The organism is Paraburkholderia sp. SIMBA_053 (assembly GCF_046534895.1).
Taxonomy (GTDB): Bacteria; Pseudomonadota; Gammaproteobacteria; order Burkholderiales; family Burkholderiaceae; genus Paraburkholderia; species Paraburkholderia caledonica.
The window spans coordinates 1-255 of the sequence record NZ_JAWRXU010001142.1 but is presented as its reverse complement, the minus strand read 5'-3'; the positions used below and the strand labels follow the sequence as shown (position 1 = coordinate 255).

The 255-nt window shown below is 67.8% G+C and carries 1 protein-coding gene; it reads left to right on the top strand.

All coding sequences use genetic code 11. The annotated features are described in order from the left end of the window. The coding region (locus tag SB753_RS39215; protein ID WP_410805438.1) for a penicillin-binding transpeptidase domain-containing protein at positions 1-255 on the top strand (255 nt) is incomplete at both ends.

Sequence of the window (255 nt, the reverse complement as noted above, 5' to 3'; positions counted from 1 at the left end):
AGTCGAGCAATATCGCGCTCGCCAAACTCGCGCTGAACCTGCCCGCCGAAACCATCTGGAACAAGTATCAGGAGTACGGACTGGGCCGCGCGCCGGAGCTGACGTTTCCGGGCGTCGCGGCGGGCCGCGTGCGTCCGTTCGCGCGCTGGCGGCCCATCGAGCAGGCGACGATGGCCTACGGCTACGGCCTGTCGACATCGCTGCTGCAGATCGCGCAGGTGTACACGGTGTATGCGGGCGACGGCACGCTGCACC